The sequence below is a fragment of the Hugenholtzia roseola DSM 9546 genome (assembly GCF_000422585.1).
In the GTDB taxonomy this organism is placed as follows: domain Bacteria; phylum Bacteroidota; class Bacteroidia; order Cytophagales; family Bernardetiaceae; genus Hugenholtzia; species Hugenholtzia roseola.
The window spans coordinates 119,788-141,011 of the sequence record NZ_AUGI01000025.1; the positions used below are offsets into that span (position 1 = coordinate 119,788).

General features: G+C 42.4%; 18 protein-coding genes. 5 read left to right on the forward strand and 13 right to left on the reverse strand.

The annotated features are described in order from the left end of the window. Positions 1–4: 4 nt before the first annotated feature. The 7 genes from sufC to G500_RS0100580 all read right to left on the reverse strand — a co-directional run bounded on the left by sufC (position 5) and on the right by G500_RS0100580 (position 9,410). A complete protein-coding gene (sufC, locus tag G500_RS0100540) occupies positions 5–766 on the reverse strand; it encodes a Fe-S cluster assembly ATPase SufC (protein ID WP_027001177.1) in 762 nt (253 codons plus the stop codon). Positions 767–1,056: 290 nt separating this feature from the next. Then, a complete protein-coding gene (locus G500_RS0100550) occupies positions 1,057–3,909 on the reverse strand; it encodes a hypothetical protein (protein WP_027001178.1) in 2,853 nt (950 codons plus the stop codon). Positions 3,910–3,943: 34 nt separating this feature from the next. Next, positions 3,944–4,453, reverse strand: coding sequence for a dihydrofolate reductase (locus G500_RS0100555; protein ID WP_027001179.1), 510 nt, complete (start codon positions 4,451–4,453; stop codon positions 3,944–3,946). A gap of 274 nt (positions 4,454–4,727) precedes the next feature. Further along, positions 4,728–5,651 carry a prolipoprotein diacylglyceryl transferase gene (lgt, locus tag G500_RS0100560; RefSeq protein WP_086047758.1) on the reverse strand — a complete coding sequence of 308 codons (924 nt, stop codon included), beginning with the start codon at positions 5,649–5,651 and terminating at the stop codon, positions 4,728–4,730. A 142-nt stretch (positions 5,652–5,793) separates the two neighbouring features. Then, a complete protein-coding gene (locus tag G500_RS0100565; RefSeq protein WP_027001181.1) occupies positions 5,794–8,013 on the reverse strand; it encodes a peptidase domain-containing ABC transporter in 2,220 nt (739 codons plus the stop codon). A 363-nt stretch (positions 8,014–8,376) separates the two neighbouring features. Then, on the reverse strand, positions 8,377–8,829 hold the full coding sequence (locus G500_RS21825; RefSeq protein ID WP_051203185.1) for a hypothetical protein: 453 nt from the start codon (positions 8,827–8,829) through the stop codon (positions 8,377–8,379). Positions 8,830–8,990: 161 nt separating this feature from the next. Further along, positions 8,991–9,410, reverse strand: coding sequence for a 6-pyruvoyl trahydropterin synthase family protein (locus G500_RS0100580; RefSeq protein WP_027001182.1), 420 nt, complete (start codon positions 9,408–9,410; stop codon positions 8,991–8,993). Between the two features lie 122 nt (positions 9,411–9,532). Between G500_RS0100580 and G500_RS0100585 the strand changes: the two genes are divergently transcribed. The 4 genes from G500_RS0100585 (at position 9,533) to G500_RS0100600 (ending at position 13,752) form a co-directional block, all read left to right on the forward strand. Continuing rightward, on the forward strand, positions 9,533–10,432 hold the full coding sequence (locus G500_RS0100585) for a hypothetical protein (protein WP_027001183.1): 900 nt from the start codon (positions 9,533–9,535) through the stop codon (positions 10,430–10,432). Between the two features lie 302 nt (positions 10,433–10,734). Further along, the gene (locus G500_RS24650; protein ID WP_051203186.1) at positions 10,735–11,586 is read left to right on the forward strand and encodes a septal ring lytic transglycosylase RlpA family protein; all 852 of its coding nucleotides are present in this window, start codon (positions 10,735–10,737) and stop codon (positions 11,584–11,586) included. A gap of 264 nt (positions 11,587–11,850) precedes the next feature. After that, entirely contained in the window at positions 11,851–13,179 is a 1,329-nt protein-coding gene (gene rseP, locus G500_RS0100595) for an RIP metalloprotease RseP (RefSeq protein ID WP_027001184.1), read from the forward strand. A 132-nt stretch (positions 13,180–13,311) separates the two neighbouring features. Next, positions 13,312–13,752 (forward strand): nuclear transport factor 2 family protein, encoded by a 441-nt coding sequence (locus G500_RS0100600; RefSeq protein ID WP_027001185.1) that lies wholly within the window; start codon positions 13,312–13,314, stop codon positions 13,750–13,752. 35 nt (positions 13,753–13,787) lie between these two features. On the opposite strand, the gene G500_RS0100605 is transcribed toward G500_RS0100600, so the two are convergent. From G500_RS0100605 to G500_RS0100620, 4 genes are all read right to left on the reverse strand, one after another. Next, positions 13,788–14,237 carry a MarR family winged helix-turn-helix transcriptional regulator gene (locus tag G500_RS0100605; RefSeq protein ID WP_027001186.1) on the reverse strand — a complete coding sequence of 150 codons (450 nt, stop codon included), beginning with the start codon at positions 14,235–14,237 and terminating at the stop codon, positions 13,788–13,790. Positions 14,238–14,379: 142 nt separating this feature from the next. Further along, on the reverse strand, positions 14,380–15,834 hold the full coding sequence (gene gatA, locus G500_RS0100610; RefSeq protein ID WP_027001187.1) for an Asp-tRNA(Asn)/Glu-tRNA(Gln) amidotransferase subunit GatA: 1,455 nt from the start codon (positions 15,832–15,834) through the stop codon (positions 14,380–14,382). Positions 15,835–15,982: 148 nt separating this feature from the next. Continuing rightward, on the reverse strand, positions 15,983–16,195 hold the full coding sequence (locus G500_RS0100615; protein ID WP_027001188.1) for a Sec-independent protein translocase subunit TatA/TatB: 213 nt from the start codon (positions 16,193–16,195) through the stop codon (positions 15,983–15,985). Between the two features lie 139 nt (positions 16,196–16,334). Then, the gene (locus tag G500_RS0100620; protein WP_027001189.1) at positions 16,335–16,922 is read right to left on the reverse strand and encodes a hypothetical protein; all 588 of its coding nucleotides are present in this window, start codon (positions 16,920–16,922) and stop codon (positions 16,335–16,337) included. Positions 16,923–17,447: 525 nt separating this feature from the next. Between G500_RS0100620 and G500_RS0100630 the strand changes: the two genes are divergently transcribed. Next, positions 17,448–17,873 (forward strand): organic hydroperoxide resistance protein, encoded by a 426-nt coding sequence (locus G500_RS0100630; protein ID WP_027001191.1) that lies wholly within the window; start codon positions 17,448–17,450, stop codon positions 17,871–17,873. A gap of 95 nt (positions 17,874–17,968) precedes the next feature. Here G500_RS0100630 and G500_RS0100635 read toward each other — a convergent pair whose 3' ends face one another. Continuing rightward, complete coding sequence (locus G500_RS0100635) at positions 17,969–19,147, reverse strand: hypothetical protein (protein WP_027001192.1); 1,179 nt, start codon at positions 19,145–19,147, stop codon at positions 17,969–17,971. A gap of 308 nt (positions 19,148–19,455) precedes the next feature. After that, positions 19,456–21,042 (reverse strand): hypothetical protein, encoded by a 1,587-nt coding sequence (locus G500_RS0100640; protein WP_027001193.1) that lies wholly within the window; start codon positions 21,040–21,042, stop codon positions 19,456–19,458. Positions 21,043–21,224 lie beyond the last annotated feature (182 nt).

The window sequence follows — 21,224 nt, forward strand, 5'->3', positions numbered from 1 at the left end:
ACACTTATTGCATCTGTGCCGCCACCTCTGCCTTAATCCAATCGTAACCTTTTTCCTCTAATTCCAACGCCAATTCTTTTGTGCCAGAACGCACAATTCTACCCTGATACAAGACATGCACAAAGTCGGGTACGATATAATCCAAAAGCCTTTGATAGTGTGTAATGACAACTACACCCTTTTCTTTTGATTTGAATTTATTGACACCATTTGCTACAATTTTTAAAGCATCTATATCCAAACCTGAATCGGTTTCGTCTAAAATCGCTAAGGCAGGGTTTAGCACTGCTAACTGCAAAATTTCATTTCGCTTCTTTTCGCCACCCGAAAAGCCTTCATTAAGCGAGCGCGACAACATAGAAGCCTCTATTTCCATCATTGCTGCCTTTTCTTTCATCAATTTTAAAAAACCTACGGCATCAAGCGGTTCTAAATTTTTGTACTTGCGAATTTCATTGACCGCCGTTTTCAAAAAATTGGCATTGCTCACGCCCGGAATTTCTATCGGATACTGAAACGCCAAAAAAACGCCCTCGGCGGCACGTTCTTCGGGGGCTAAATCCAGCAGATTTTTACCCTGAAAAATCACCTCGCCTTCGGTAACTTCATAGTCTTCTTTTCCTGCCAAAACAGAAGCCAACGTACTTTTGCCCGACCCATTAGGGCCCATGATGGCATGCACTTCGCCCGCTTTTACTTCAAAGTTTAAACCTTTTAGAATCGGTTTGTCTTCGATTTTGGCGTGTAAGTTTTTTATAGACAACATATTATTTTCGTTTTGAGATGGATTGCGAATGGGGTTTGTGCTTTTCGACAAATAAAAAGCACTTTCCTTATTTAGACTTATTCTATTAAAGCCTGCGCAAAGTTCGCAAAGAAAAGCAGAACAAGCAATTTTACAAGCGCAAAAAAGTGGAAAATGTTTGAAAAGCGGCGAAAATTCGCCACCTGCCTCTGCTGATGGCGCAAGGTCTGAAAACGAAATTTTTAGCCGAAGTTTTGGAAACTACTTTATGAGCTATTTTATGAGCTATTGTATGAATTATTTTGGAAAAGTTATTTTTTTAAAACCAGTAAATCCAATTCTTTATTGTAGGTACGATAGAGATAAAATTCTTCTTTCTTTTCGGAATACAATAGCACAATTTCACCATTGCTTGGAATTGGCTCTTGCGTAAAAAGTGTGCCGTCGGGGTAGTAGAGGTAGGTATTTTGCTCCTGCAAATCAGAGATGGCGATAATTTCGGTGCTACCTCCAAAGTTGTAATACTGAACTTTTTTAGGATTGCTATTAGAAAACGTTTTGGCAAACAAAAGTTGTTCGTTGGGCTTCAAAATAGCAACTTCTTTGTCATCATAACGAACTACTACATAGTTCTTTTTATTTACTTCATCAAGACACAAACTAAAAAAAGTATGGCGCGAAGCCCGATACAATTCCTTGCGCTCCAACACTTTCGCTGCCAAATTGAGGCGGATAGTTTCGCCTTTTTCGGAAACAAAAGTGAGGATAGATTCTTCCAACGTCTTGCCATACTGCAAGAAAAAAGGCGAATGTACGGGAACATCAAAAGGAAGCGGAAATTTGGGGTAAGTATTTGCATTTCTTTGCAAAACATACATGCGTCCGTTTTCTTGTAATGCCAAAAGTGCGTCTTTGTTTCCTATCCGAACATGGCGCAAAGGCGTTGAAAGGGCGGAATTAAGGCGTTTGGGTTGCCAACCTGCCAAAGAGCGTCCTTCTTTATTGTATAAAAAAACCTCGCCTTCGGTAGTGGAAGCTGCAATTCTATACTCTTTCTTACCTTCGTAATCTATCAAGCCTAATTCATCTATATAGCCTCCAATTTGAACAGGAAAGCCCGTTACATTGCGTCCCAATCTATCCAAAACATAGATGCGATTGTGGGTAGCTAATAAATATTGCAGTTTGTTATTGTTGTAAATATCAATTTGATAGACTTGGTTTCGAAGCGTGCCATTGAGAGGAATTGTCCAAAGAATTTTGCCATCATCGGCTACCAAACTTAGATTATCATTTGCATCTTGTACCAAAATTTCGCGGCTTCTATCAATATGATTTCTAACCAAATAGGGCTTCGATTCCAAAACCTGCGAAAAGGTACTTTTGGCTTTTACCTGATAGCTCTTTCCCTCCGTTTTGGCAGGAACGCTTCTATTTTTGAGCAAAAATGCCGTTTCAAGGGTTTCCTTTTGGCTTTGTGCCTGAAAGGAAAGTAGTTCAGCATTTAAGAGAATGTACTTATATTTTTCCCATTCCTGCTGTTTTTCGGAAGAAAGCCGCTGAAAAATCCAGTTCCAAGCGCGAGGCAAATCTACGGTCAGATTCAGGGTTGCTTTTGTGCCTGCCTCTTTAAAGAATTGGCGTTGGCGCACCAACTTTGCCCAAACCTGCTCGTCGGCTTGGTCGTCGATAAGGGTATGCAAAGCCTCCGAAGTGTTGGCAAATGCCAAATATTTGCCTGCCCCTACCCAAGTGGCATAGGTGCGCGGATAACCCGCAAAGACTTTTCCTAATAGTTTTTGTGGTAATTCTTCTACTTCAATTCTAAGAATGGTATTTTTTTCATACTTTTCATAAATGGAAACCTCACTTTCTGCTGCCCATTTCGCCGCCGCATTTTCGGCTAAAAGTTCTAATAGTGCCTGACTTTGTGCCGAATCGCGCATTTCTAAAAATAAAATCTTTTCGGCTTCTTCGCGGCTTTCGGAAGTTTCGAAGACGGCTAAGGCTACTTCTTGGGAAAGGTAGGACAAAAATTCGTCTGTTTGGAAACTGTATTCATCTGCCAAAGATTCACGCGCTTGCAAACTTTGTGGCTCAAATTTTTTCCAATAAGCCTTTAAATCTTTCAAAAAAAGTGCTTGTTGGGCTATTCCAATTCTATAAAAAATGGCGGTCTGTTTGGGAATGTAAGCCAAAATATCTTCAAAATCAGTGGGTTCTTGCGAAGACAAGACCGTCAGATAGTCGCTCTCTTGGTAATCGTCTTGATATAAAAGCGTACCATTTAGCACCATGCCATCTTTTTGCAAAAGCCCTTCTAATAGAAACGCCTGCGCCCACCGTTTCCAATCCTCCAATAATTGCTGTTGGCTTTCGTTGGTAAAGGCAGCGATAAAATTTGGAAATTGATTAAAGTTGATATAGATTTTGACCTGTTCGTTTTCAATTTTAGACCAATTTTGCAATGCTTTGGGCGCACCCAAAAAAGATTCGCTCATATTTTTTGCCGTCTTGCGCATGACATCTTCTACCAAAAGTGGCGTATGGCTGATGATACAAAATTTGTCATAAAAAGTACAGGCAAAAAGTACATCTCCATTTTCTATTACCTCGTAAATGGTCTGCCCTTCCAAATGCCGCTCCTGCCACTCCCATTTTTTGTCTTTTGCCCACCTTTCTAAAAAAGAAGGCAACCAAAGTAGTTCTGTTTCAGATAGTTGAGTATAAAAAAGGAAATCTACTTCACTTTGAGAAACCAAGTGCAATGAAACATAAACTTTTTTATCTACCAAATATTTCTTCCACCCCAAAGTATCAGTGCTTAGGGTCTGTATCAGATTTTGTTTGGCATTTTGTCCTTTAAAATAAGGTAATTTTTTTATCTGCTCCCAAAGTGGAAAGGCTTGCAAATTTTCCCAATCGCGAGCGGCATTATCCGATTCGAGTACCAAAACGGCTTGATGGGGGATAATCTGCCAAATTTCTACGGGTCTGTAGGTGCGCCAAAGCCAAAAAAAAGCCTGCATCACGACAAAAAACAAGACCAAAGCCATCGCGCCCACATAGAACCGCTCTTTCGAGGGACGCTCTTGGTAGTATTTTTTGTAGTATTGATTGGCTAAGATGCGCCACCGAAGCGAGCGCAGGCGAAGATTGACCATAGCAGGGGAAAAATTTAAAACTTAAAAGGACTTATTAGGTTCTTTTTGTGTATCTCTTAAAAACTAAATTGTATTGATTCTGTGCATCTGCCGCATAGTAGGTTTCGCTTTCGAGCTGCCACGCTGCCTCCTCTATCGAGGGGAAAAAGGCATCAGCACGTTCAAAAGTAGCTAAAACTTCGGTAATATACAATTTGGTAAGCCATTTTTTCTGTAAAACTTGTTCATAAATTTGCGCTCCCCCTACTACAAAACACTCCTTTTCGCCGCGTGCCTGTGCCATTTGATAGGCAGTATCCAAATCGGGACAAAGTGCTGCCAAAGTAGGGTCGTGTTCGTAATCGGTTTGACTTGTCAGTACGATACAAAATCTATTTTTCAAACCTTTTCCGAAACTTTCGAAGGTCTTGCGCCCTACTAAAAGGGTATGCCCCGTTGTGGTTTGGCGAAAAAACTTCATATCGGCAGGCAATTTCCAAAGCATTTCATTTGCAACGCCAATTTCGCCACGCTCGCCTTTGGCTACAATCAAAGAAACTTGCATTTTTTATTTCAATTTTTTTATATCATTTTCTAAAAATATTAGAAATAGCGAAGACAAAGTTTCGTAAAAAGCCTTTCGCTCTTATTTCTATCGCCTTTGTTTCTATCACCATCATTTCTATCGGAAAATAGGAAAAAAAACAAGTTCTGAAACCACTTTTGTTTCAATCAAACTTGGGACAAGGCAGTGCCTTGTCCCTACAAAACAAATGATAATTTAGAACCTAACACAAACAACTGCACTGCTGCTGTTTGTGTCCTTGCAGGCAGTTAGGCTATGATTTTGTACTCTTTTTACTAAATTTTGCATCAAAATCAATCGCCTCTTGTTTGGCTTTTGGCGAAAAAGAACGGACAAGAAAATAAAATCCTACCAAAATAAAAGGCACACTAAGCCACTGCCCCATGTTCAATCCCGTAGCGGCAATTAGGTCGATTTCCCACTCTTCCTGCACGTTCTTGACAAATTCTATAAGCAAACGCGCCCCAAAAAGAACGACTAAGAAAGTGCCGAAAATCCTGCCGCTGGGCAGTACGCGCTTATCTTTCAGATACATAAAGACCAACATCACAAAAAGCGAAAGATAGGAAAGGGCTTCATAAATTTGGGTAGGGTGCTTCGGCTCTGTTTCGCCACGTAGCTCGAAGATAAAGCCCCAAGGCAGGTCGGTTGTGCCGCCGTAAATTTCGGAGTTCATCAAATTGCCCATGCGAATAAAAGCCCCTGCTAAGGCAATCGGAATCACAATCCTATCCAAGAGCCAAAGGTAGGGCTGGTCGGGGCGTTTGCGTGTGTATAAAAAGAGTGCTATCAGGATACCGATTGTTCCCCCATGGCTTGCCAAGCCGCCCTTCCACGGCTGAAAAATCTCGATGGGGTTGCTCAAATAATATTCGGGGTCATAGAAAAAACAGTGTCCTAAGCGTGCGCCGATAATGGTAGCAAGGGCAATGTAGGTGAGTAAAATGTCCAAATCCTCTTGCGGTCTGCCCTCAATTTTATAGATTCTGCTAAAAATTTGGTAGCCAATGATAAAGCCCAAGGCGAAAAGCAAGCCATACCAACGCAATTCTATAAAGCCGAAACTAAAAACCGTATCCGAAGCCGACCAAGAAATGGCAGCCAAAGGCGAGGCAAAGCCTGAAAAAATAGCCGCTCCCAAACCATTTGCACAAGTAGAAAATAAAGCGTATGTCATACCATTTTTTTTTGAGTAGGAAAAACAAAAGACGAAACACTACCTTTTTTGAAGGGCAAAGGTACCAATTTTCTCTATTAGAAAGGCAAAGTTGTGGAACTTTATGAAAATATAACCTTTGAGCAGCGGGATTTGCAACAGATTAGTTGCCCAATTCCAACTGATTTTTTACTAATTCATAGTAACGTCCTTTTTTGGCTACCAAATCCTCGTGCGTGCCGCTTTCGCTCACCTGCCCATGGTCTAAGACCAAGATTTGGTCGGCATTGCGCACCGTACTCAAACGGTGAGCAATTACGATAGTGGTCTTGCCTTTGCAAAATTCGGTTAGTTTTTCTGTAATTTTTCGCTCATTGTTGGCATCTAAGGCGGAGGTGGCTTCGTCGAAGAAAAGAAATTCGGGGTCTTTATAGACGGCACGCGCAATGAGTAGCCGCTGGCGTTGTCCGCCACTCAAACCTACGCCCTCCGCACCGATTTTGGTGTTGTAATTGAGGGGCAAAGTTTCTATAAACTCTTTGATTTGTGCAATTTCTACGGCTTTGAGCAACCTCATTTTATCGATAATATCCTCCCCGACGGCGATATTTCGCGCAATGGTATCCGAAAAGATAAAACCATCTTGCATAACAGAGCCACATTTTTCGCGCCATTGGCTTGCTTCTATGCTTCTTAGGGTAGTTTCGCCGATACGGATGTCGCCCATTTCGGGGTCGTAAAATTTGAGCAAAAGTTTGATAAGGGTTGTTTTGCCACTTCCCGACGCGCCGACGATAGCTGTGGTCTTGCCTCTGGGTATGATAAGGTTGAGATTATTTAAGACCCAATCTTTGTTGGGGTCGTTGTAACGAAAGTTTAAATTTCGGATAAAAAGGTCTTCTTTTTCGGGAATGATAAAGGCTTCGCCGATGGCTTGACTCTGTTCTTCGGCGGCGTTGTGTATTTCGGCTAAACGCTCCAAACTAATTTTGGCATCTTGGGCTTGTTGGATAAAGTCAATGAGTTGGAACAAGGGACTATTGAGCTGCCCCAAGATGTAGGAAACGGCTAACATCATACCCAAAGTCATTTCGCCTTTGATGACCAGCCCTGCCGCCACAAAGGTAATGAGGATATTTTTGAGTTCATTGATAAAAAAGCCGCCCGCATTTTGGTATTGGCTCAAAGCCAAACTTTTGAGGCTAATTTTGAAAAGGCGAATTTGGAGGCGTTCCCATTCCCAACGCTTCTGCCGCTCGCAATTATTGAGTTTGATTTCGGGCATGCCTGTGAGCAGCTGTACTTCTGTGGTCTGATTAGCGGCTAATTGGTTGAAGCGTTTGTAGTCTATTTGTTTTCGCTTTTTTAGAAAAAAGAAAATCCAACCCACATAAAAAGAACTTCCTACCAAAAACAAAAGCAAAATAAGGGGGCTATAAATTCCTAAAATCAGACTAAAAATAAACAAATTGAAAAGAGAGAAAACAACACTCAAAGAAGAAGACGTTAGAAAGACCTTTATCCTATCGTGGTCGCGCATGCGCTGAATGAGGTCGCCCAAGTTTTTAGAGTCGAAGAAGGAAAGGGGCAGACGCATGAGTTTTATCAGGAAGTCGGATAAAATAGCCATATTGATACGCGCCGAAAGGTGGAGCAATATCCAACCGCGAATCATCTCGATGGCAGTTTTTCCCAAAAAAAGCATCAGTTGTCCAAAAAGTATGGTATAGACAAAGCCTACATTTTCGGTCTTGATGCCATAATCTACAACGGCTTGGGTCAGGAAAGGGAAAAGCAGCGAAATCAGGCTTCCTACCAAAACGCCGATAAGCAGTTGTATGATATAGCGGCGATAGGGAATGAGGTATTTGTAGAGAAAAGTTAGGTCGGTGCGCTTTTCTAAATTTTCTTCTTGTTGGTAGAAATTAGCAGTGGGTTCTAAAAGCAGGAGCAGCCCTTCGCCGTCTTTGCTATTTTGCGCATGCAACCAATACCTGCAAAATTCCTCTTGGGAATAGACGACAATGCCTGTGGCGGGGTCGGCGACGTGTATCCATGTGCCTTTTTTGTTTTTTTCGATGTGAAAAATGACGACAAAATGGTTCTGTTGCCAATGCGCAATGCAGGGCAGGGGGACTTCATTGACCAAAAGGGCGAAGTCTGCTTTGAGCGAAAGCGTGCGAAAGCCTATTTTTTCGGCGGCAGCACTAATTCCTAAAAAAGAGACCCCTTGTTTGCCGATAAAAGAAAGTTCGCGCAGTTGCTGGATTGGGATATTTTTTCCGTAGTGTCGCGCTATCATACGCAGGCAGGTAGGACCGCAATCCATTTGGTCTAACTGGGTATAATGCCTAAATTTGGGCTTTTTTTTGAAAAAGGGCATACAATTAAAAATGAAGACAGAGGAGAAGAAGCCACCAAATAGCCCCAAAAGTAAGCAAAAATAAGCGAAAAATTGATGCTCATGCAGGGCTTTGGCATCAAAATACCCTTAGCAGAAAGACCTTTGGCAAAGTTTTATTGGCAGCCCTCTTTAAAAACGCTGCAAAGCCTTTGCCAAAGACAGTAAGTAGGACTACAAGTAATCATATTAAGTTTTGTCTTATCCCATTAGAAACGAAATAAAATTTGGGCAAAACTCTTTTTTTAGGTCTGAAAGCCCTTTTTTGTTTCTATCTTAGGGCGGACAAGGCATTGCCTTGTCCCTACATTCGAACCTAATTTTTAGAATTTAACATCACTGGAACTACAAGGGGTCAGATTTGGTAGCAGTCTGTTCCTTTCGGCTTTCCGCCAAAATTTGTAGCGAATCGAGGTAGGCTTCGGCAGCCTCTATTTCGGTAAATTTGTCGGTGGGCATGTGACTTTTTTCGCTCAAATAGCGCGTCTGAAAATCCATAAAGACGCTATTAGGCAGCACTTCGGCAGTTTGGGAAAGCCCTGCATCTACTACCATTTTTTGCGCCTTTTCGTGCAAAGCCGCCACTTCGGGCGTATAGACCTTAGAAGTACGCAAGTCGGTTAGGATTGTAAAGCCCTCGGTAGAAAGCGAAAGGGCTTTCTGCCAATCAGAAAGGTAGTTGGGCGCAACGTCGACAGACTTCCAAAAACCCTTTAAAGTGAGATAAAAGCGATTTTTGTCGGCGTGATAGTATAAATCATAAGCCGCATTTGCAGCAATGGTAATGACCCTATCCATGTTTTCTGTTGTTTTTCTGGTAAGAATTGGGTGAATAGCAAAAAATCTTCATACTCGAAATTTAATAGAAAACAGAGAAAGCACGAAATTTTGTTTTGAAAAACTTGTCTTTTTTTCGAAAAACCGCTACTTTTTAGGCACTTCTCAAAGAAAAAGGGCTTTTATCCGAAGTATTCCACAAAGTTTTTCTCTGTTTCCCACAAAGTAAGGCTATGCAGGCGGGCGCGTCCCTGCGAATGGGCTTCAATTTGAGGGGCAAGGATTTTCCAAAATTCCATCACCAAGACCTCACAAGAAGGGAATTTGCCTTTTAGAAAATCAACCTCTTCGTTTAGGTTCTTATGGTCGACGCGCTCGATGATGCTCTCTTTGATGAGCCTGCCCAAGACTTTCATATCCATGACCCACCCTGCGTTGGGGTCTATTTCACCCCCTACCTTTACTACCAGTTCAAAATTATGCCCATGCCAGTTGGGATTGGCACAAACACCATACACTTCACAGTTTTTTTCGGGACTCCAAGCGGCGTTATAGAGCCGATGGGCAGCCGAAAAATGCTCCTTCCTACAAATAAAGACCATATCAGAGATTGAGTTTGCCAAAATTTGCCGCAAAGGTACGATAAAAATCAAAACCTTTCGGGCATTTCACACGAATAAAAAACAAGCCTTCCACAGTCTAATTCCTACTTTTCTACTTTGCTATGAAGCCAAAAGTTCACCTCCATCATATTAAAAACCAGACGCACGCCGACTTTTTAGCCGAAAACCGCCAAGACCCCATTACGGGCGATACCATCAAGGCAGACGACCAAGTCGTTTTCTGTGCCGCCTGCCAATCCGTTTTTCTTTGGGAAACTTGGCAGTACCTAAATTACCAACATTGCGGACAAAATCAGACCCTTGCCCATTTTCCTACCAAAACCCAAACGCTACAAATTCGCCAGCGCAGCTTCACTACCGAGGGCTACCCCTTAGTGGCGAGCTACCAAATAGAGCCAAGTTTGTTACAAAATCAAGCGTGGGCATTATCAAAAGACAAGACAGAAAAAAAAGTGAGCCTGACAAACTTGTTTTTCATTTTTACCTTATTGCTCAATTTGGTTCTTTTTTTAGTATCGAGCATCTTTCCGTCTTCTCTAATTTTGCCTTTTAATTTTGCGTTGGGTGCTATTTCGCTCACCTTATTGCCCCGCCTTAAAATTCCCAAAGGTGCATTTTTCAAGACCGAACACAATTTTTATCTCGATGCAAAGTCTATTTTAGTGGAAGTGGCAAATGAGCAGTACAAGCGCATTTTATTGAACCAAACGGCAAGTATAGAAATTAAGGGCATCAAGCAAAATTTAAAAGTAGATTATTTTGTTTTTAAAATCACAGACAATCAACACTTTAGAGTTCAGAGCCTCAAAGTCAAGATTGTTTCGATAGATGATGCAATGCTTTTATTTGATTTGCTACAATATTGGGCAAAGGAGATTCCGATTAAAATTCACATCAACCAACTGCCCAACTATGGCACAGGGAAAGATTTGCGCACCCTTACGGCACACATTCACAAGCTGGTTTATTACCAAGATGCTGCCTTCGAGTTTATAGAATAGCTTAGTAGGATTGGCTTGGGGCAGGTTGTGTTTTGCGAAAAGCCTTATGTTTTCAAATTTGAAACGAAATGAAATTTGGACTTAAACCCTAAGGGTCTTCAAGACCCTTAGGGTTTGGGGTATATGACAAATCACTGCCTTATCCCTACATTTGCATTTGACTTTTAGAATTTAACACCACAGAAATTGGCTTGGGGTAGAAAAAATTGATTTTTTCTTCTTAAAAGTTGTGAATTTGGCAAAGTTTTTATTTCTTGCATGGGCAAATCCTATCCTAATTATTCAAATATCGTTGTCTTTACATGGGTGTTATTCTAAAATCTCTTTCCGCTCTGCCTGTCGGCAAAGCGCGGAAGCAGCTGCCTGCCTTTGTAGGTCGTTTTGGGCGCGTCCTGCACGCCATTTACGGGGCAGGAGTTTTGGCAATGCTGACCAGCGGCACAAAAGATTACAACCACAATAGTTTGGGCTATGTGGAAGAAGGCGTAGCCTCTTATTATGCCGAGCAGTTTCATGGCAAACCCACCGCCAATGGGGAGCGTTTTTCCATGTACATGGAAACGGCTGCGCACAAGCGCATTAGTTTTAATTCCTTAGTAGAAGTTACGAATCTGAAAAACAACAAAAGTATCGTCGTGCGCATCAACGACCGAGGACCTTATGTCAAGAACCGCATCATCGACCTTTCGAAGGCGGCGGCGCAAAAAATTGATATGGTCTATGATGGCACTGCAAAGGTAAAATTGCGCGTCATTCGCGTAGGCGAATACGGCACTACCCTACCAACGAGCGACAGCGGCGGCAAAACAGACACACAGCCGCAACGCCCAATAGTGGATATCAACAAAGAAAAAGAGGCTCTCAAATACAAGACACGCTGGTTTAGCATTTGGGGTACAGAACGCTTCCCAAAAGGCTTTGGCGTGCAAATCGCTTCTTATAGCGACTTGAAAAACGCCATTCAACGCGGCAAAGAACTCATGGCAGTGGGCTACGACCAAATCTATATCCAAACCACATGGACAAACAATCGCGAGCAGCGCATTTTTAGAGTCTTTGTAGGCGATACAGATGAGGCAAGTGCTAAAAAAACGGCGCAGGCACTACAAAAATATGCCAAAGGTGCGTTTGCAAAGGCACATTTTAATTTTTAGACCCCAAATTAGACCCCATTTAGACCCAATATCACCTCGAATAATGCCCTTTGCCTAACTTAATTGTCTTAAAACCGTTTGAAAGAACAGACCAACGGGCTACCCTTCTTGCTCTGAAAGACGGGGCTGCCTTTGGTGTGGCTTTTTTCTGTTTTGGGATTTGATTTTGATGTGTTATCTTTGCTACTTAAAATTGGGTCAAAATCATCTTCAAGCCTTCTTTTGGGGGCGCAGCCATTTCTTCCACTTAAAATCCTATCTGTTTTGGAGATTCTTATCAGTGCCTTACAGTTGCTCTTGGGGCTTTCGTTTTTGGTCGGCGTGCATGAACTCGGACACCTTTGGGCTGCAAAAGCCTTTGGTATTAGGGTAGAAACCTTTTCTATCGGCTTCCCTCCTAAGCTACTTAGTTTTAAAATAGGGGAAACCGAATACTGTCTAAGTGCCATTCCTTTGGGCGGCTATGTCAAGATTGCAGGTATGATAGACGAATCTTTGGATACCGAGCAACTCAAATCAGAACCGCAGGCGTGGGAATTTCGCAGCAAACCAGCTTGGCAGCGTCTTATCGTGATGCTGGGCGGTATTATTGTCAATGTTATCGTCGGCGTGGTGATTTTTATCATCTATACTTTCTCCTTTCCCGATTCTTACTATCCCATGCAGGAGGTCAATAAGCACGGCATCTACCCCAGCGAATTAGGCACAAGTTTAGGCTTTCAGAAAGGCGACAAAATACAGCGTGTCAATGGCAGAACGCTACAAAGTTTTAACGAACTTGCCAATCCTGCCACCATCTTAGAAGGCGGCAATATCGAAGTAGAACGCAATGGCACTATCGTTTCGCTTCCCATCACCGACGATTTTATCCGCCAATTTAGCACCAACAAAAGCGCACGTGGCTTCGTAAGCCCTCTTATGCCCTTTAAAGTAGGCGAGGTAATGCCCAAAAAACCTGCCGCCCTTGCAGGTCTGCAAGTAGGCGATAGCATTTTGAGCATCAACGAGCAAAATATCCGCTATTTCCAAGACCTGCAAACAGCGATTGCGGAAGGGAAAGGCAAAAAACTCACCATCAAAGCCCTGCGCCAAAATCAGGAAGTAGTAGTAGAAGCCGACCTTAGCAAGGATTCCCTTTTAGGGATTCGCCCCGAAATCAAACTCCAAACGCGCGAGGAATCCTATACCTTTGCCCAAGCCATGCAAGTGGGTTCGGTACGCGCCTTCGAGGTAGTATTTCTCCAATTAGCTGGCATGAAGCAAATTGTTTCTGGTACAATTCCTATGTCTGAATCAGTCGGGGGATTGATAAGTATCGGAAAATTCTATGGTGGAATCTGGAATTGGGAACGCTTTTGGTTTCTGACAGGCATGCTCTCTATGGTTTTAGCCTTTATGAACCTGCTTCCTATTCCTGCCTTAGACGGCGGACACGTCATGTTTTTGCTCTATGAAATGATTGCTGGAAAGCCTGCACCCGAAAAAGTGATGGAAATAGCACAAAGAGTGGGCATGGTCATTCTTATCGCGCTCATGGTCTTTGCCAACGGCATGGACATTTGGAAAGCCATTCGCGGCTGGATAGGTCTATAACCTACTATTTTACAATCTTCAAACCTTATTTTGATTTATTAGGGACAGAGCCATGCTTTGTCCCTTCTTTTGCCAATGATTTTTTAAACCTTTGACAGAGCGAAAAACTACAATTTATTTTTAAAACAACCTATGAAATATCTACTTCTTTTTCTTTTGGCTTTATCGCCTTCTTTTTTGCAGGCGCAAACAGACTCGCTGGCTATCCGCCACTGCATTTCCGAATTATTCGAGGGCATGCACCAAAGCGATACAAGTCGGATAAAGGCTTGCTTTTCGCCTCATTTTCGCTTAGTTTCAATTTTAGACCAAGATAAAGTACAAATCATTACGGATTTTGAAGCCTTCTTGCAGCCCTTTACCCAAATAGAGGCAGGTAGCATAGAAGAAAGAATCTTGGCTTGCCAAATTCAAATAGATGGCTATTTGGCTACCGTCTGGACTCCCTACCTATTTTTCTACAAAGAAAAATTGCTCCATTGTGGCGTTAATGCGTTCCAACTGCACAAGACCGAAGGGGGCTGGAAAATTCTCCACATCACCGATACAAGGCGCAAAGAAGGTTGCGAATAGTTTTCTAAACTACGACTTGTTTTCGACTTTTTTTATTATTTTTTGTCTTCTACTTTTTCTAAGGTTTCCGTTATTTTTTGCAACTGCACTTTTAGATGGTGCAGCTCTTCTAAGGATAAATTGAGATGAGAAACCAACCTTTGGGGCAAACAGTGTGCCTCTGCCTTCAAATCGCGCCCCTTTTGTGTGAGCAGCACTTCTACCTTTCGCTCATCTTCCACACATCGCCTGCGCTCTATCCACTGCGCTTGTTCCATGCGTTTGAGCAAGGGCGTTACGGTATTGGTTTCCAAAAATAGCGATTGAGCAATTTGCTGCACATAGCCTTTTTCCTTTTCCCATAAAAAAAGTAAGACCAAATACTGCGGATAGGTTAGCCCCCAAGCTTCGAGGTAAGGCTGATACAAGCGTGTTATCAGGCGTGAAGCCGCATACAAAGGAAAGCAAATTTGATTTTCTAATTTTAAAAGTGCGTCTGAATCCATTTTACATTCGATAAAAAAACTGACTCTGCTGGTGGAAAATTCCCAAGAGGCATTTGAAATCCATTACGTTAGGCGTTAGAAGGCAAAACCCCAAGCGTCTTAAACGGCTTAGGGTTTGAAAAGCTATTTTTTGGGTGCGATTTTATTTCGACTGGCTCTCTAAATAATGCGCCATTGCCAAGAGTTTTTCCTCGCTAAAAAAATCGCCCATGATTTGCAAACCAATGGCAAGCCCCTTTTCGTCTTTGCCCACAGGCACTGAAATAGCAGGGATACCCGCCACAGAAGCAGGAACGGTAAATAAGTCGGCTAAATAAATCTCTACGGTTTCGCCCTCATACTTTCCAATTTCAAAGGCAGTAGTAGGTGCGGTAGGGGAAAGGATAAAATCGTAAGTTTTGAAAAACTTTTTCATCTCTTCCTGAATCAGGCGGCGCACCTTTTGGGCTTTTGTAAAATAAGCATCATAATAGTCGGCACTCAATACAAACGTTCCCAACAAAATCCTACGTTTTACCTCGCGCCCGAAAGCCTCACTGCGCGAATTTTTGTATAGCCCTTCCAAATCTTCCACTTCTGGGCTACGGTAGCCATAGCGCACGCCATCATAGCGCGAAAGATTGGTGCTTGCCTCTGCCGTCATGAGCAAATAATAAATGGGCAGCGAATATTTGAGCAGGGGAAAGTCGATGACCTCTACTTCAAAACCTTGCGCCTTCAAACGCTCTATCTGCACTTGCATTGCCTTGCGTACCGCAGGTGCTAATCCTTCCCCTTCGAGGGTTTGGCGAAGGTAGGCGATTTTGGGCTTTTGGGTAAAATGCGCTTCGAGTGTCAATTTTTCAGCATACGCAGGCACAGGGCGGCTTGAAGAAGTGCTATCATAAGGGTCTTTGCCCGCCACTACTTCCATAACAAGGGCAGCGTCTTGGGCATTTTTAGCAAAAATACCAATCGTATCAAAAGAAGACGCACAAGCAATCAGACCATAACGCGAAAGGCGCGAATAAGTAGGTTTTAATCCTACCAAACCGCAAAACGCCGCAGGCTGACGCACCGAGCCACCTGTGTCTGTTCCCAACGAAATCCTGCACAAGTCTGCCTGTACTGCCACTGCCGAGCCGCCCGAAGAGCCACCGGGTACGCGGCTTGTGTCGTCGGCATTGCGTACTACACCGAAGGCGGAGTTTTCATTGCCCGACCCCATAGCAAATTCGTCGCAATTTTGTCTGCCTATGATAATCGCATCTTCCTCGATAAGCCTTTGCACCACTGTTCCCGTAAATTGTGCGACAAAGCCTTCTAAAATCTTGGAGGCAGCCGAAACCTGATGGTCTTGATAACAGAGGACATCTTTGATGCCAACGACTAAGCCTGCCAACTTGCCCGCCTTTCCTGCCTTTATCTTGGCATCTACCGCCTCTGCTTGCGCGAGGGCTTCTTGGGCATATACCTCCAAAAAGGCGTTGAGGGTTTGTGCTGCTTCTATGTTCTCTAAGTAGGCAGTTACGACGGCTCTACAGGTTGTGTCGCCCCTTTGCAAGGCGGCTTGTAAATCTATGAGCGTGGGGTGTGAAAGAATCGCGTTTTTTTCCATAGTGTATCGAAAAGCCTACCCTATCGGCACTGCCTTTTTTCCAGACAAAGTGGAAAGCGCAGGGCATAGGGCAGGAGATAAGTTCCTGCTATTGAGGGGACAAAATAGGGTTCGCCCTTAAAGGCGAAAAAGAGTAAAGAGAAAGGCGTTAGTTTTTTTTCTTTTCGTCCGTAACGCCGCCTTCTTCGATGCTATCGCGGATTTCTTTGGTGGCATCTTTAAATTCGCGTATGCCTCTGCCCAAGCCGCGTGCTAATTCGGGAATCCGCTTTGCACCAAAAAGCAATAAAATCACAAGGAGAATCACCATAATCTCCCAGCCGCCTAAGCTGCCGATAAAAGCAAACAAGAATGCAAACATGGCTTTCTTTTTTTGAGGTAAGATAAAGAATCGTATCGCAAAGGTAGTAAAAAAAATGCACTTGGCGTAAAAATCATAGAAATTGAGAAGGCAAAGAAGAAAGTCGGAAAAAGAAAAAATCCTGCTCAAAAGACAACCTTTAATCTACATAGCCCTGATAGTGCATCTGGGTCAGCACTTCGTTTTCGAATTGGAAGCTATAAAAAGTTTCGTCCAATTCATCTTCTACAATCAGTACCAAATTCGAAGCCGTAGGCGGCACTTGAAAGGCATAATATTGGAAAAAAAGGTTCTTCGACATGCCCATCATCAACTTCGGACAAAGTTGATATTGAGGCTGACTCACCATTGCCTTGACCAAAAAGACCTCATCAGGCAAGAGATAAAATTCATACTCTGCCGCAGGAAGCTCTATTCGTACCAAAGTATCGTAGAGTTCGGGCTGATGGGTATTTTCCAAAAAATGTTTGCTAATACGCGCTTCTGGTCGCTCTAAAAGTGCCAAATAGAAAGAATCTGTGTCTAAATTCGCGCTCAAATCAGCCGAAAGCGTTTCCAAATTTTGAGGCGAAATGCGCAAGGTATCATAACGCAACGAGGCAGACGAAGCTCCTGCATAGGTTTGTGCAGCGTTTTGCATCGTGTCTTGAAATTCAGTAGGATAGGGCTGTGGCGATTGGCTTTGAACTGTCTGAAAAAGCGAAATTCCGAAAAAAAACCATGCCATAACGGAAGATTTTATCGAAAACATACAAAGTGGGCTTAGGCGTAAGAGAGGTAGATAATTGTTGGTGATTTTTAGAAAACGGCAAGGAGCGGAGGCGTGTGTCAAATATTTTAAAAAGAGATACGCAAAAAATAAACTTACGTTGCAAAATTGTAGAAAAAAGCGAAAAAAAATCTTAGAATACTTTTAGAAAGCACTGCTTTTATGACATAGAAATACAGATATTAGTCTAAAAAATAACACATTATTGCTAAAAACCAAGCCTAAACACCAAAAGCCGTCTTTTTTCTACCCAAAACCGCTAAAACTGCCTTTTTTGTTCCCCCAAACAAACAAAGGTGAAAAGACAAATTTTTATCCTCGACTTTGTTTTTTAGAAAAAACGCCCTATCTTTGTATCGCATACGATATAATCGCTTGCAATAGAAAAAATTTGACAATACAAAAATTTGATAGAAAGTAAGCAAAACTGCCCTTTCTACGCCTACTTGTTTTATTATTTTTCAAAATTTCAAACCAACTCCCATGAGCGCACTCTATAAAGCCCAAGCCACAGCACAAGGCGGACGCAACGGAAAAGTAGTATCCTCCGACCAAGTATTAGCCTTAGAAGTTCGCATGCCCAAAGAATTAGGCGGCACAGGCGGTGCCTACACCAATCCTGAACAACTTTTCGCCGCAGGCTATGCTGCCTGCTTCGATAGTGCCTTAAATTTGGTAGCCCGTCAGCAAAAAATCGCCTTAGTAGGCACACAAGTAACGGCTACGGTAGGAATCGGCGCAGACCCACAAGGCGGTTTTATCATCTCTGCCAAGTTGGAAGTTGTCATTCCAGAAGTGGAGCGCGAAGTGGCAAAAGCCCTTTTAGAGGCAGCCCATGCCGTTTGCCCCTACTCGAAGGCTACACGTGGCAACATCGAGGTAGAAGTCGTATTGGCAGAGGAAGCCTAATAAAACGGCAAAAAATATTTTTTTTATAGGGACAAGGTACTGCCTTGTCCTATTTTTTTGAAACAAATTCCGCAATCCATTGCCCTTACTTACCCTCAATCAATAATGGGCATGCGCTCAAAAGGCTTATTTCTATCAAAAAGGTAGCGAAAAGTGAGATGCTCCTTGACAATTTTAGCCTCCAACGATTCACACATGCGCATCATTTTGGGGTTGAAATCGCCAATCCAATTAAATTCCATGTAGTTGTACGGGTGCGTTTCCTTCTGCGATTCCTGCCAATAGGCATAGCCCATGCCCAAATTGATGCCCTTATTTTGGTATTCAGGCACTACGCCAAAAATTACCCCAAAGGCTTTCTTACAACTTTTGGCTACCTTCTGGTGGTAGAGAAATTTTAGCTTGGCAAGTAGGTCGAATTTTCCGTTCAAGTATTTAAAAATTTGGTTCAATTCTGGTATCATAATATAAAAACCAATCGGATTTTTTTCATTATCATAGGCAAACCATATCAGTTTGGGGTCTATGATAGGTTTCATCTTTTTCATAATATTTGCCGCATCTTCTTGGCTCATTTCACCCACGCCTTTGTGTTTGACCCAACTTTTATTATAAACAGTGCGCAAATCTTGGGCTGCCTGTGCCAAATTTGATTTTTCTATATGTTTAAATTCAAAATCAGGATTGTTATAGACGCGCAAAGCCACTTTTTCTAAGCGTTCGTTCATGCCTACTTTCGAGCTTCTACCGTAGGTAAATTGGCGGAAATAGGTTTGAAAGCCGTAGTTTTCAAATAATTTTTGATAATAGGGCGCGTTGTAGGGCATTTTGTAATTAGGCTCTAAATCAAAACCTTCCACCAAAACGCCCCACCATTCATTGCGCTCTCCAAAATTGACCGAGCCGTCCATTGCCGTCGCGCCTTGCGCCAAAAGCCACGTGCGTGCTGCCTCGAAGAGTGTGTTAGCGGCTTGCTGGTCATCTATGCAATCGAAAAATCCCAAGCCTCCTACTTTTTCTTGCTCTTCTTTTTCAAAAGTTTTAGGATTGATAAAAGCAGCAACTTTTCCTATTGTTTTTCCTTGTGCGTCTTGTAATATCCAGCGAATGGCTTTTCCTCCTTTTTCAAAAAGCGGATTCTGTTTGGCATCAAAAACAGCCTCTATGTCTTTGTCCAGAGGGCGAATCCAGACGGGGAGATGTCCGTAGAGTTGTTGGGGCAGCTCACGAAAGGCTTTTTTATGGGTAGGAAGCGTTACTTCTATCAAATTCATGGTCGAGGGGGTTGGCAGAAAGTCAGATTTTAAAAGCAAAGTCCAAATTTCGAGAACCTGCACAACTTTTCCAAATTTTGATGACTTTGTTTCGCTGCATATAGACCAAGCAAAACGGCAATGCGTTAGGGCAGTAATGTTAAGTTCTGCAAAAAGCCTTGTTTTGTCAAATTTGAAACGAAATAAAATTTGGTTTAAACCCTTTTTTTAGGTCTGAAAATCCTTTTTTATTTCAACCTCACTGCGGACAAGGCAATGCCTTGTCCCTACATTTGAACCTAATATTTAGAATTGAAGCCCACTGCGCCTTAGGGTTCTAAATCGGCAGGGCGATTGAATAGTTTTTGATAGGCTTCTTTTTTCAAATAAAATCTCAAATCTTTATAGGGAAGATAGATAGGAAAAAAGCGATTTTGCTCACGACTATACAACATCAGGCGCAAATTAGTAGGCAAAAAATTGTAATTATTAAACAAAGTAAGGCTATCATAAGGAGCTAAAACGGTTTTCTGCCGCTGCTCCTCCACTTCCACATGCCTTTTAGAACGCAAACGGACACGCGCTTCAAAACTTTCTTGGTGAAAGAGGTCTTCTAAATGAAGCAATTTTCTATCTTTCAAACTGTAATTAAAGGCAAAATATTCTGTCCGCTTTTTGCCCTGTCGTAGGTAGAAAAAGAGGCTGATAAAGTTTTCGTTGGCGAAAAAGAGGTGGTAGTCTATTGAAATTTGACAATCGCCATAGGATTTCCAAAACGCCTTTTCTGCCAAAAATTCCTGCTGCCATTGGGCTACTTGTTTTGCAATAAGAGAATCATTAAAATTTTGAAGCAAAAGCGAATCTTCTATACCTGTTAGATAAGGATATTGGATACAAAGTTGGGTCTGGTCGGGCAAGCGAAATAACTCCACGTGATTTTCTAATCGAAAGGGCAAAAGTTCTTCCTGCCACTCAAAAGCCAAAATGCGGCTGCTATCCTCTATTGCCTGCCACTTTCCTTTGAAATTGTACTCATAATCGGTTTCGCCTCTAAAAAGCCCTGAAACGCGCTCGGCATCTACGGCGGCTCTTTCCTGCAAATGCCATTCTAAGAGAGAATCGCGCCGCTGAAAATTCCTATCTAAGGCGTTTTCCAAGTACAAATCGCGCCAAAATTTTTCGTAAAAATACACGCCCTTCATAAAAAAAGGCTGCCTTTCCTGCTCACTTAGGCAAATATAGGCGCGTGTAGCGTAGTCGGGTTCTATTTTGCCTTGTAGCGCAATCCATTCGCCCTGCTCTTTTCCTACCAAAATGCGCTCTCCGCTTTCGAGCCAAACTTCAAACTTATCGAAGTCGGCGGTAAAAAGGGAATCGGATTTGGCTAATAACTTAGTTTTTCCTGCCACTTCTTGCCAAATTGCCGTTTGGTGTGGTATTTCACTTTGAGGCAAATATTTCAAAATTTGCTGATGGGGAGGCGTTCCCAAATAAAAGAAAATTTCTTCGGTTTCGGTATTGCGCTCAATCTTTTGCAAACTCAACTGGCTGTATTCCAAGCCACTACGCCAAGTCATTTCCCAAAAATGAGCAGACGCTGTCGCCTTCGAAGTAGTAACGGGGTGAAAAAAAAGTTGGGTCGTCTGCCCTTCATAAGGCTCAAAAAGATACCAATTTGGGGGATTGCCTTTCTTTTGCAGCAGTTTCCAATGTTTTGGAAATTGACTAAAAAAAGCCGTCATTTCAGCAGGACTTTCATGCGTTTCTATATGATTCTGACACGCCGAAAACAAAAAGAGAAGCAGCCAAACCAAATGCTTACCCAAAAGCTTAGGGGGCAGAAGATACGCAAAAGCCCTTTGCAGGATTTTAAAAAAATAACACAAATATTGATAGAAAGGTAAAGATAGCATCATCGTCTGTTTAGTCTTAGGGAGTCTTTTTTTTGCCAAAAATGCCCTTTTTAAAAATCATAAAGGCAATTTAGCAAAATTTTATTTGGTTTAGCCTGTTTTTGAAGCCTTTTTAGACTAAGATAAAAGTGATTGTAGGTTTAGAACAGACTTAGGGCTGCCCTTGTTGGAAATTGAAGTAAAAA

Coding starts and splice junctions, on each gene's coding strand:
- sufC (WP_027001177.1), bottom strand. CDS start 766: ATGTTGTCTATAAAAAACTTACACGCCAAAATCGAAGACAAACCGATT.
- G500_RS0100550 (WP_027001178.1), bottom strand. CDS start 3,909: ATGGTCAATCTTCGCCTGCGCTCGCTTCGGTGGCGCATCTTAGCCAAT.
- G500_RS0100555 (WP_027001179.1), bottom strand. CDS start 4,453: ATGCAAGTTTCTTTGATTGTAGCCAAAGGCGAGCGTGGCGAAATTGGC.
- lgt (WP_086047758.1), bottom strand. CDS start 5,651: ATGACATACGCTTTATTTTCTACTTGTGCAAATGGTTTGGGAGCGGCT.
- G500_RS0100565 (WP_027001181.1), bottom strand. CDS start 8,013: ATGCCCTTTTTCAAAAAAAAGCCCAAATTTAGGCATTATACCCAGTTA.
- G500_RS21825 (WP_051203185.1), bottom strand. CDS start 8,829: ATGGATAGGGTCATTACCATTGCTGCAAATGCGGCTTATGATTTATAC.
- G500_RS0100580 (WP_027001182.1), bottom strand. CDS start 9,410: ATGGTCTTTATTTGTAGGAAGGAGCATTTTTCGGCTGCCCATCGGCTC.
- G500_RS0100585 (WP_027001183.1), top strand. CDS start 9,533: ATGAAGCCAAAAGTTCACCTCCATCATATTAAAAACCAGACGCACGCC.
- G500_RS24650 (WP_051203186.1), top strand. CDS start 10,735: ATGGGTGTTATTCTAAAATCTCTTTCCGCTCTGCCTGTCGGCAAAGCG.
- G500_RS0100600 (WP_027001185.1), top strand. CDS start 13,312: ATGAAATATCTACTTCTTTTTCTTTTGGCTTTATCGCCTTCTTTTTTG.
- G500_RS0100605 (WP_027001186.1), bottom strand. CDS start 14,237: ATGGATTCAGACGCACTTTTAAAATTAGAAAATCAAATTTGCTTTCCT.
- gatA (WP_027001187.1), bottom strand. CDS start 15,834: ATGGAAAAAAACGCGATTCTTTCACACCCCACGCTCATAGATTTACAA.
- G500_RS0100615 (WP_027001188.1), bottom strand. CDS start 16,195: ATGTTTGCATTCTTGTTTGCTTTTATCGGCAGCTTAGGCGGCTGGGAG.
- G500_RS0100620 (WP_027001189.1), bottom strand. CDS start 16,922: ATGGCATGGTTTTTTTTCGGAATTTCGCTTTTTCAGACAGTTCAAAGC.
- G500_RS0100630 (WP_027001191.1), top strand. CDS start 17,448: ATGAGCGCACTCTATAAAGCCCAAGCCACAGCACAAGGCGGACGCAAC.
- G500_RS0100635 (WP_027001192.1), bottom strand. CDS start 19,147: ATGAATTTGATAGAAGTAACGCTTCCTACCCATAAAAAAGCCTTTCGT.
- G500_RS0100640 (WP_027001193.1), bottom strand. CDS start 21,042: ATGATGCTATCTTTACCTTTCTATCAATATTTGTGTTATTTTTTTAAA.